Here is a 9,878-nt window from a genome sequence, read left to right as displayed (position 1 = left end):
TTCGCTTTTGTGATGAGGAAGATAGCGGGCTATCTGACGAAGAACAGGAGCGGAAAGGACCAAAAAATCGCCCAAAGCACACACGAAAACGGATACATCAAGCCAAGAAAAACTTTTTGAAGAAATTCAAAACAGCTTCTAAGTCTTCGTGGAAAAACATGAATACCCTACTGGCACAAAGCCGGTATCTTGATAGGAATGGCAAAAGAAAAGCAAACAGCCCCTGTAGGCAAATTGGGTAAAATGAAGGCATTCATATTTTTAGTTACATATAAGTTCATCTGGTGCAAGATTATTAATCTTCAAGCTGCAAGATTATTAATCTTACAAGCGGAAGATTATTAATCTTACACCAGACGAAGCTATATTTAATTTTACGATTTGACAATTTACTATCTACTATTTGAGCATTAAATCGTACTTCGTAAATCGAAAAATAGTAAATCAAAAGAATCTGCGAAAATCTGTGTTTCTGATAATATTATTTCATTTTGCACACTTGCTTAATACATAGATTTACCGCAAAGGCTTCAGCTTGACAATCTCCCCCAGTTCGGGAACAATGACGGGCATGTTACGCTTCTTTGCTTCCGCCTTAAACACATGGGGAGGGTCGAACAAAGGTTCGTCCGAGAGGTCGAACGTACCGTAATGCATCGGGATAGTCATGCAGGCATGCATCTCGGCAGAAGCCGTCAACGCATCGTACGGAGAAATGTGGTTCGGTTTCATAAACCAGCGAGGCTTGTAGGCACCGATGCCGATCATGCAATAATCGATATGCGGAAACATGTCGGGCAATTCTTGAAAATGTTGCGCATAACCGGTATCTCCACTATTGTAAATAGTAATTCCGCCCGCTTCTATCATAAAAGCCCCCCAAAGCCTCATTCCCCCATCATTCACGCCCCGTTTGCTCCAATGCTGGGCAGGCAGGAAAGTGAGCCGCACCCCGTCTGCCTCATATTGCTGATACCAGGCAGCTTCTATCACTTCCATTGCCGGGAACCAACTCTGAATCAACGTACCTGTATTAATGCCGCAAAACAACTTCATCTGCGGATTATCGGCAAACAGGCGTGCCACACTCGGCTTGTCCAAATGGTCGAAATGGTCGTGGCTGATAAGCAAATAGTCGATGTCCTTAAAAACAGATACATTGGCGGGAAACGGGCTCCGGCGTTTCACGAAAGGAATGCTTCCATACACCGGGTCTATCATAAACCGCTTGCCCCCCAACTGGAGAAAGAAAGAATTATGTCCCAGCCAAATCAACGAATTGCCCACTACGGCGTCCAGCGAACGAAGGAAATGCACTTTCGGATCCCATTTGATGGTGCGTTTTTCTTTCCGTTGCGGATTGGGAGACAGGCGCCATTTCAATACACTCCCCATCCCCGGCCGCCAACGGTGCTGGCGGTTAAAAAACTTTCCCCCTGCTGTAGGATTGCCACGCCAATGTGGATTGACCGTGCGCAACCGCTCGTTTCTGCGAAATGAAATGCGCTCTCCCATAAGCCTTTTAGTAATGAAGAATGAAAAATTAAGAAACAACGTTCGGCGTAAGCCAATGAAGAACAACGTACTTCATCCACACCTTATTTTTCCAACAAGTCTTTCAAAAATGCGTCCAGTTCCTCATCCAGTCCTTTCAGCAATTCATCGTTTAAGAACAAGGTTTCATTGTCATCCATCAGCAACAGGTCTGCTACAGTCTCCTTCTCGTCATCCACCAGCACAAACGAATACGGCTTCATCAGCGAAAGCTTGTCCAGCAATCCCTGTTCCTTCAATGCCGTCACTTCAGCACGAAGCAGAGGTTCTATTTCCGTATAGAAATCGTCTCCTTCATAATTCACCCATTCGGCAATGACCGTACGTGCCAGCACTTCATCATCATCGTCATAAATCACCAACTCTCCATTCTCCTGTCCCGGATGCAAATGTATGTCTGTCAGCACCGATTCCTCGCCGTTACCACGATATCTCCCGATAGCTTCTTTCAGAGCCGAAGCAATAGCCTTATGCGACTGTTCACTAATATCCATCATATCTACGTTATTATCTTGACCAAATGTACAAAAAAATTCAATAACAACAATTTTATTCCGACAAATTGTTTCCAAAACGCCCCATTTGGATATTCAGATGAGGGAACTGCCGCATCCGTTTCTCCAGTTGCAGAGCCGAGAACTTCCATACCTGCTCCTCTTCCGAGCCGGATCCGACATACTTCTTTGCATCATCCAGCCATTTCCTTGCTTCATCCAGCTTACCCAACATTTCAGAGGCTAAAGCCAAATTGATAGCAGCACGCCCTTTCACTTTACCCGATTTGCGCTTCCCGTAAAGCGAATGCCACAACGCTTTGGCTCCTTCCCAGTCACCTTCATTGACACATACCGCCGCATCGCGCATTTCGACACACCCTCCGGCAAAATAAACCCGGTCGGTACGCTCCCAATAAGGTGCAACCTGACGTGCCAGCAAGTGTGCCGAGAAATCTGCCACATATTTCAGCAAGACTTTATCGGAAGGCATCTGGTCCAGATCCCAGTCCAGACTGTCTACCGGAGCCACCACACGGAGCGGCCGTTCGCGCACCGGCGAATAAATGCTCAATACCGGAGTGACCTGTGTCAGTACAACAGGCCAAGGCTCAATCAGTCCCGGATACATCACTTCCCGCTTAACGTTCTGCACAAACACTCGGTCTAATGAAAAAAGCATGTCCACACCCAGTTCCCGGGTCAATCTGCCCACTTCCTCCTTCGACAACGGACGGATTTCGGCATTATCCGAAGCAGCCTTGTCATTCAGTGCCGAATCGCATATTATCACCTGATTGAAATATCTGGAATCGGCCAATGCAGCGGCAAATGCTTCCGCCGTCTGCTTTCCGTCACCGTTTAAGCTGCCCAGTGTAGCCACACTGTTCTTTGCCTGCGGTATCGAAGGCATATTATTGACTACTGCAACCGATTCAACCTGTCCCGGCAAGCTAACTTCTGCCGGACATAGCTGGTCGAACGAAAGGGGCTGCACAGACACACACGATGCAAATCCCCATGCCACCAGCATACAACAACATAAAATCCGTATGTTCATAAACATATTCTTTTTCCTTGGTAATGCACAAAGATAAGGAGAAAAAGTGAAACTCCCCCTCATCCTGCATGGTTTTATCACATTTTCATAACCGATAACAGCATGAAAAACATCCCGCCGGCACCAAGGGCACAAATATCGCGAATCATAGAAGCTGTTTTGAATTTCTCCAAAAAGTTTTTCTTGGCTTGATGTATCCGTTTTCGTGTGTGCTTTGGGCGATTTTTTGGTCCTTTTCGCTCCTGTTCTTCGTCAGATAGCCCGCTATCTTCCTCATCACAGAAGCGAAAATGCCTCAAAAACTCATCCCAAATCATCACACGATAAATTCAAAACAGCTTCATAAAAAGAAACAAAGAAAGCGGAAGTCACCGATTATGTCACCGAAAAAGTGTAAGGATTTTTCGGGATAGCAAGAGCAAGAAAACAAAAAACCCACTAAAGTAACTTATTTAGTGGGTTTTTATCCGTTTATGACTTGGCAGTAGTACACCCGTGGGGAGTCGAACCCCAATCGTCGGAACCGGAATCCGATATTCTATCCATTGAACTACGGGTGCATTGTTTTTTAATTGCGGCACAAAAATACAATTATTCTTCATTCTATCCTAATGATTCGGATAAAAAATTCGTATGAGCCTATGAAAACAAGGAATAAAAGCATGTCATTTTTCCCATAAACAAAAATAATCCATTTACATTATGACAATATTATCAATAAAAGCATTGCAATTTTACAAAACATTTATACCTTTGCATAACTTTACAAATAATTAATCACGCAAAAATTATGAGCTATCTGATAAAACCAGCAAACTACAAACCCCTGCTCGACATGAAACAGACAGAGCTTGGCATCAAACAAATCAAGGATTTCTTCCAGCAAAACCTATCCTCCGAACTACGCCTGCGAAGGGTGACAGCTCCCCTGTTCGTCTTAAAAGGTATGGGAATCAACGATGACCTGAACGGTGTGGAACGTCCCGTCACATTCCCCATCAAAGACCTTGCCGACCAACAGGCCGAAGTGGTACACTCGCTTGCCAAATGGAAAAGAGTGACCCTTGCCGACTATCACATCGAGCCGGGATATGGCATCTACACAGACATGAATGCCATCCGTGCCGACGAAGAACTGGGCAACCTGCACTCGCTTTACGTCGACCAATGGGACTGGGAACGGGTCATCACGCCCGAACAACGCACCGTAGAATTTCTGAAAAGCATCGTGACACGCATCTATGCCGCCATGCGCCGCACTGAATTCATGATTTGCGAAGCATATCCGCAGATTACCCCCTTTCTTGCCCATGATATCCACTTCATCCATGCACAAGACCTGCTGGACATGTACCCGGACAAGACCCCCAAAGAACGTGAGAACCTGATTACCGAACGGTTAGGCTCTGTTTTCATCATAGGAATCGGAGGCAAACTAAGTGACGGAAAGCCTCATGACCTCCGTGCCCCGGATTATGATGACTATACAACCATCGACCCCAAAACCGGACTTCCGGGACTGAACGGTGACCTGCTGGTATGGAACGAGGTATTAGGCCGCGCCATTGAGCTCTCCTCCATGGGTATACGCGTAGACAAAGCCGCCATGCTGAAACAACTGGAACTGGCAGGCAAAGAAGAACGTACCAGGCTTTATTTCCACAAACGGCTGCTCGAAGGTTCGCTGCCCCTCAGCATCGGTGGTGGAATCGGACAGTCACGCTTATGTATGCTCTACTTGAAAAAAGCACATATCGGAGAAATACAGGCAAGCATCTGGCCCGAAGACATGCGGAAAGAATGTGCCGATTGGGGAATGCAGTTGATATAATTTAATCAGGGACTAGGTGACCAGGTTTTGAATACCTTAGTAAATCTATCTAAAACCTAGTACCTAGTCACCTAGTCACCTAAAAAAGAACTCATGAATGTACAGATAGAAGAATCGTGGAAGCAAATTTTGGCTCCCGAATTTGAAAAAGACTATTTTATCCGTCTGACCGACTTCGTCAGGCAAGAATACCACAACACAACCGTTTATCCGCCGGGCAAGCTGATATTCAACGCGTTCAACCTTTGCCCTTACGACAAAGTAAAAGTAGTCATCATCGGACAAGACCCTTATCACGGACCCGGACAGGCACACGGACTATGCTTCTCCGTCAATGACGGCGTGCCGTTTCCTCCTTCACTACAAAACATTTTCAAAGAAATACACGATGATTTGGGAAGCCCTATACCTGCAAGCGGCAACCTGACCCGCTGGGCACAGCAAGGCGTGCTGCTGCTCAACGCCACACTTACGGTACGTGCACATCAGGCAGGTTCGCACCAGAAAAAGGGTTGGGAAGAATTTACCGATGCAGCCATCCGTGCCTTGGCGGAAAACCGCGAGCACCTGGTCTTTATCTTATGGGGGTCGTATGCACAGAAGAAAGGTGCCTTTATCGACCGGAACAAGCATCTCGTACTTACTTCTGTCCACCCCTCTCCCCTATCCGCCTATCACGGCTTTTTCGGCAACAAACACTTCAGCCGTACCAACGAATACCTCATCCAGCATGGGAAGACACCGATTAACTGGTAGATTCAACATTTGAAAGTTGACAAGGTGACGAGTTGACAAGGTACTAGGCTTCAGATAGCTTTGGTTGGCGCCTACAAAAACAATTCAGAACCTAGCCAACTAGTACCTGTATGCTGCAAAGGTACGCAATCCTTTCCATACGGCAATGGATTTGGAAACGGTTGGTTTGAAAATCTATTAACAGCATTCTGTTTTACCCCGTATGTAGCTGCAAATAAGCAAATAACGGAATCAAAAAAAATAATATATCATACAAGTCCATATTTTCGATGCCATAGATAAACAAAAGCAATTGTCATAGCCCGTTGTGATGCAACTATATTGGATGCAGGATGCACATATATGCACACGCGGACGGATATAGCTGCGCTGCGCAGTGCACTCGGTATCCCCAAAAGGAACTGGCGGATATTCAAATAAATCAAAGATGTTCAGCTGCTTGTATCAATCGTTCGATTTCGGGCGGAGAAAGTGTTTATCGGAATGGATTAGCACTTTCTCCACTGATTTTTCCATCCACCAGATGAATGGTCCGGTCTGTTTGCGAGGCAAGTGCCTCATCGTGAGTCACGATAACGAACGTCTGCCCCAGCTTGTCACGAAGTTCGAAAAAGAGGCGATGCAATTCTTCCTTGTTCTGCGTGTCCAGACTGCCCGAAGGCTCATCGGCCAAGACTACAGAAGGATGGTTTATCAAGGCACGCGCCACAGCTACCCGTTGCTTCTCGCCGCCCGATAACTGGGCAGGCTTATGCAAAGCGCGTTCTCCTAACCCCAAAAATGAAAGCATCTCCTCCGCTTCTCTACGGGCAGACTTTCCCGACACGCCCTGTATCAAAAGTGGAATCATCACATTCTCTTCTGCCGTAAACTCGGGAAGCAATTGATGAAACTGAAACACAAAACCTATTTCCTTGTTGCGGAACGCCGCCAACCCTTTATCTTTAAGACGGTTCACCTCTACACCATTCAGTACAATCCGTCCGGCGTCAGGCTTGTCCAAGGTGCCCATTATCTGCAACAACGTAGTCTTTCCAGCCCCACTCGGTCCCACGATACTGACCACTTCTCCCTTATTTATTGTCAAGTCGATTCCTTTCAATACTTGCAGCGGACCAAAACTTTTCGTTATTCCTTCCAGTTGAATCATAATTTCCGAATTAAATAACTAATCTTAATTAGTTTGTATTAACGAGTCTGTTTTGAAACACGGATCAACGCGGATAATAATTTAATTATTAATTCAATCTGCGTAAATCCGCGAATATCTGCGTTTCTCCGTCATATCAATTAATTTGTACATTACTTATTATAATTTACGTATGACATATTCTGCCAGATAGCAGCCGAACACTGCCGGCATATAGCTGACGGTACCAGCGGTAGACTTCTTGTTCTGCTCGCCATCTACCAGCATCACAGCTTCCGGGTCTGCCTGTTCGGTACTGAACACAACAGGCAATTTCCGCTTCATCCCCATCTTCTGCAACCGCTTGCGCACCGCTTTGCTCAACCCGCAATGATAGGTTTCCCATAAGTCGGCAAAACGTATCTGGGTTATGTCTTTCTTGGCACCTGCCCCCATGCTGCTTACTATTTTCAGCCCACGCTGTAAAGCATGATAAATCAAATAACACTTAGGGGCAACGGTATCGATGGCATCTACGATGAAATCGAACCGCGCACTATCCAGCAGTGCGGGTATCGCCTCGTCTTTCAGATACACGGGTAATACCTTCAGCTGTATATCGGGATTGATGTCGCGGAAACGTGCCGCAAGAACTTCTGCCTTAGTCTGTCCCAATGTAGAATGCAGTGCCGGAAGCTGACGGTTGATATTGGATGGCTGCACCGTGTCGGCATCCACCAAGGTCAGTTGTCCCACTCCTGCCCGGCACAACATCTCGGCGGCATACGCTCCTACTCCTCCCAATCCTACTACCAATACATGCGCCCGGCGCAGGCGTTCTGTCTTGTCCTTGCCCAACAGCAATTCCGTACGTTGCTGCCACTCTTTGCCTGTCATGCTCATGAATTTTTCTTGAACCATTTATAAATCCAGTTTCCTACTTTATCATAATACTGCGTTTCCGCCCATCCACGCGGGTCAGAGAAAGAAAGACTCTCATTCGGGTCACCCTTCTGCTCGGGATAAAGCAACATGATGCTGTTGTTATTGAAATACTTCGAAACTTGCATCGGAAGTTTCTCGAACGAAGAATCATACGATATCGAGCCACGCCGTGCACTCACGATGACCAGCAAATGATCATAGTTAACCTGTCCGGTCAGCAACAGCAAGTCGTCCCACTCTTCCAGCTCCGAATAGACGGCACGCGTATCCTTGTATTTCTTTTGGATAAAGCCACTGATATACCCCAATGTCCGCGAAGAAGCATAAAACTGCACCCGGCACCCTAACTGGCTGCTCAGCCGGCACATATAAGTTATCCACTTGGTAAACCCGTGCTCGAACTCGGCTTTCGGGGGCACTGCCACAATAATGCGGCGCAATGTATTGACCGGCATCAGGAAGCGCACCACCATTACCTGCAGATAAGTATTCTTCAACAGGTTCTCGGTCAGATTGCCGAAAAACGAATCCACAATACTCGCCTTATAATGTAGCCCCACGATGATGCCCGTAGCCTCGTATTCCTTGGCTGTATGCAAGATACCGGTTGTAATGTTCAAATCAAAACGGCTGACCGTCTTCAACTGTACATTGGTAGATGCAGCAATCTGCGCAGCTTTTTCCAAATTACGTTTACTGCGCATTTCCTGCTTTACCGAATCATTACTGTCATTGATAACACTCAGTGCTACCAGATTATCGTTTATCTTCTCATCGCGCAACACCAATGCCAGGCTCATCAGTCCTTCCAAGGTTTCGGGGTTGGCGATGGGAACCAAGAAACGTTCTTTTTCCTGCTCCTTTTCCTCGTTCACTCCAATATCATCACTCGTCGCAATCCGCTTGGCTGCATGTTCGGTTATAAAAGAACTGACAATGCATGTCACCAAAATCAGCAAAATCGTACCGTTCAGCACATCTTCGTTCAGCAAACGTTCGCCTGAAGGCAGAATGATATCATAACCTACCAATACCGCAGCCAGTGTAGCAGCGGCCTGTGCATTGCTCAAACCGAACATCAATTCCCGTTCGACAGCACGCATCCGGTAAATCTTCTGGGTAAGCCACGAAGCAATCCATTTTCCCACCAAGGCAACCACTATCATAACGCCCGCTACCTTTATCGAATCGATATGCCCGAACAGAACGTTGACATTGATAAGCATCCCCACACCTATCAGGAAATAAGGGATAAACAAGGCATTGCCCACAAACTCCAGATGGTTCATCAGCGGTGACACGTGCGGAATAAGCCGGTTCAACACCAATCCGGCAAGAAAGGCTCCCAGAATTCCCTCCATACCGACTACCTCCATCAATCCGGCACCAAGGAAAACCATCGCCATCACAAAAATGTATTGCACCACATTATCACTATACCGCCGGAAAAACCAACGGGCTATGGGCGGGAAAGTATACATAATGACAGAGCCAAGTATAATCACTTTTAAGACCAACCATACCCAGAACATATCCGACGATTCGCCTTTATACAGACCACCAATAACTGCCAGCACCAGCAAAGTCAACGTATCGGTCACAGCCGTACCACCTACAGCAATACCCACCGCCCGCTGACGGTTGATGCCATAACGGATTACAATAGGATATGCGATAAGGGTATGTGATGCATACATACTGGCAAGCAAGACAGAAGTAACAACACCATAATCCAATATATGAATATTGGTCCAGAATCCGATACCCAGCGGAAAGATGAATGCCAGCAAGCCCAATACCATCGCCTTGGCACGGATACTTTTGAAATCCTCCATATTCATTTCCAATCCGGCAAGGAACATTATATAATACAGCCCCACTTTGCCAAACAATTCGAAACTGCTGTCACGGGCCAGGATGTTAAACCCATGTTCGCCGATTACTACTCCAGCCAATATCATCCCGATGATGTGTGGTATACGCAACCGCTCCAAAATAATAGGAGCAAAAAGAATAATCACCAGTACAAGAAAAAAAATCCACGTAGGATCGGTAATCGGAAAATGGATATCAAGACCAAAAAAATCAAGCAATTCTTTCATAAACCGG

10 protein-coding genes and 1 tRNA gene are annotated in these 9,878 nt (G+C 46.3%); 3 read left to right on the top strand and 8 right to left on the bottom strand.

The window, feature by feature from the left end:
* Positions 1–242: hypothetical protein (locus tag B5F25_RS21935; protein WP_162614440.1), on the top strand; the 242-nt coding region annotated here is incomplete at its 5' end.
* Between the two features lie 274 nt (positions 243–516).
* On the opposite strand, the gene B5F25_RS16590 is transcribed toward B5F25_RS21935, so the two are convergent.
* The 5 genes from B5F25_RS16590 to B5F25_RS16575 all read right to left on the bottom strand — a co-directional run bounded on the left by B5F25_RS16590 (position 517) and on the right by B5F25_RS16575 (position 3,668).
* Positions 517–1,515: an MBL fold metallo-hydrolase gene (locus tag B5F25_RS16590; RefSeq protein WP_087250848.1), complete on the bottom strand. Its 999-nt coding sequence runs from the start codon at positions 1,513–1,515 to the stop codon at positions 517–519.
* A gap of 83 nt (positions 1,516–1,598) precedes the next feature.
* On the bottom strand, positions 1,599–2,048 hold the full coding sequence (locus tag B5F25_RS16585; protein WP_022040524.1) for a hypothetical protein: 450 nt from the start codon (positions 2,046–2,048) through the stop codon (positions 1,599–1,601).
* A gap of 55 nt (positions 2,049–2,103) precedes the next feature.
* Positions 2,104–3,108 (bottom strand): DUF6340 family protein, encoded by a 1,005-nt coding sequence (locus B5F25_RS16580; protein ID WP_087250846.1) that lies wholly within the window; start codon positions 3,106–3,108, stop codon positions 2,104–2,106.
* A 77-nt stretch (positions 3,109–3,185) separates the two neighbouring features.
* The gene (locus tag B5F25_RS21930) at positions 3,186–3,425 is read right to left on the bottom strand and encodes a hypothetical protein (protein WP_162614439.1); all 240 of its coding nucleotides are present in this window, start codon (positions 3,423–3,425) and stop codon (positions 3,186–3,188) included.
* Positions 3,426–3,596: 171 nt separating this feature from the next.
* A tRNA-Arg gene (locus tag B5F25_RS16575) sits at positions 3,597–3,668 on the bottom strand.
* Between the two features lie 230 nt (positions 3,669–3,898).
* Here B5F25_RS16575 and asnA point away from each other — a divergent pair.
* Together asnA and B5F25_RS16565 are read left to right on the top strand one after the other, a co-directional pair.
* Positions 3,899–4,939 carry an aspartate--ammonia ligase gene (gene asnA, locus B5F25_RS16570; RefSeq protein WP_087250844.1) on the top strand — a complete coding sequence of 347 codons (1,041 nt, stop codon included), beginning with the start codon at positions 3,899–3,901 and terminating at the stop codon, positions 4,937–4,939.
* A gap of 93 nt (positions 4,940–5,032) precedes the next feature.
* Positions 5,033–5,695: a uracil-DNA glycosylase gene (locus B5F25_RS16565; RefSeq protein WP_087207307.1), complete on the top strand. Its 663-nt coding sequence runs from the start codon at positions 5,033–5,035 to the stop codon at positions 5,693–5,695.
* A 475-nt stretch (positions 5,696–6,170) separates the two neighbouring features.
* On the opposite strand, the gene B5F25_RS16560 is transcribed toward B5F25_RS16565, so the two are convergent.
* From B5F25_RS16560 to B5F25_RS16550, 3 genes are all read right to left on the bottom strand, one after another.
* Positions 6,171–6,845 (bottom strand): ABC transporter ATP-binding protein, encoded by a 675-nt coding sequence (locus B5F25_RS16560; RefSeq protein ID WP_087250841.1) that lies wholly within the window; start codon positions 6,843–6,845, stop codon positions 6,171–6,173.
* 159 nt (positions 6,846–7,004) lie between these two features.
* Positions 7,005–7,745 carry a tRNA threonylcarbamoyladenosine dehydratase gene (locus tag B5F25_RS16555; RefSeq protein WP_087250839.1) on the bottom strand — a complete coding sequence of 247 codons (741 nt, stop codon included), beginning with the start codon at positions 7,743–7,745 and terminating at the stop codon, positions 7,005–7,007.
* Positions 7,724–9,871, bottom strand: coding sequence for a cation:proton antiporter (locus B5F25_RS16550; RefSeq protein WP_022040518.1), 2,148 nt, complete (start codon positions 9,869–9,871; stop codon positions 7,724–7,726). Before B5F25_RS16550 ends, B5F25_RS16555 begins: the two co-directional genes overlap by 22 nt.
* Between the last annotated feature and the right edge of the window lie 7 nt (positions 9,872–9,878).

The sequence above is a fragment of the Bacteroides sp. An19 genome (genome assembly GCF_002160215.1).
Taxonomy (GTDB): Bacteria; Bacteroidota; Bacteroidia; order Bacteroidales; family Bacteroidaceae; genus Phocaeicola; species Phocaeicola intestinalis.
Note: the sequence above shows the minus strand (reverse complement) of the source record. Positions and strands in the feature narration are given on the sequence as shown.

Bases quoted from the DNA above. Each gene is read 5' to 3' on its own strand.
- B5F25_RS16555 (WP_087250839.1), bottom strand. From the start codon at position 7,745: ATGGTTCAAGAAAAATTCATGAGCATGACAGGCAAAGAGTGGCAGCAA.
- B5F25_RS16585 (WP_022040524.1), bottom strand. From the start codon at position 2,048: ATGGATATTAGTGAACAGTCGCATAAGGCTATTGCTTCGGCTCTGAAA.
- B5F25_RS16580 (WP_087250846.1), bottom strand. From the start codon at position 3,108: ATGAACATACGGATTTTATGTTGTTGTATGCTGGTGGCATGGGGATTT.
- B5F25_RS16590 (WP_087250848.1), bottom strand. From the start codon at position 1,515: ATGGGAGAGCGCATTTCATTTCGCAGAAACGAGCGGTTGCGCACGGTC.
- B5F25_RS16560 (WP_087250841.1), bottom strand. From the start codon at position 6,845: ATGATTCAACTGGAAGGAATAACGAAAAGTTTTGGTCCGCTGCAAGTA.
- asnA (WP_087250844.1), top strand. From the start codon at position 3,899: ATGAGCTATCTGATAAAACCAGCAAACTACAAACCCCTGCTCGACATG.
- B5F25_RS21930 (WP_162614439.1), bottom strand. From the start codon at position 3,425: ATGATTTGGGATGAGTTTTTGAGGCATTTTCGCTTCTGTGATGAGGAA.
- B5F25_RS16550 (WP_022040518.1), bottom strand. From the start codon at position 9,871: ATGAAAGAATTGCTTGATTTTTTTGGTCTTGATATCCATTTTCCGATT.
- B5F25_RS16565 (WP_087207307.1), top strand. From the start codon at position 5,033: ATGAATGTACAGATAGAAGAATCGTGGAAGCAAATTTTGGCTCCCGAA.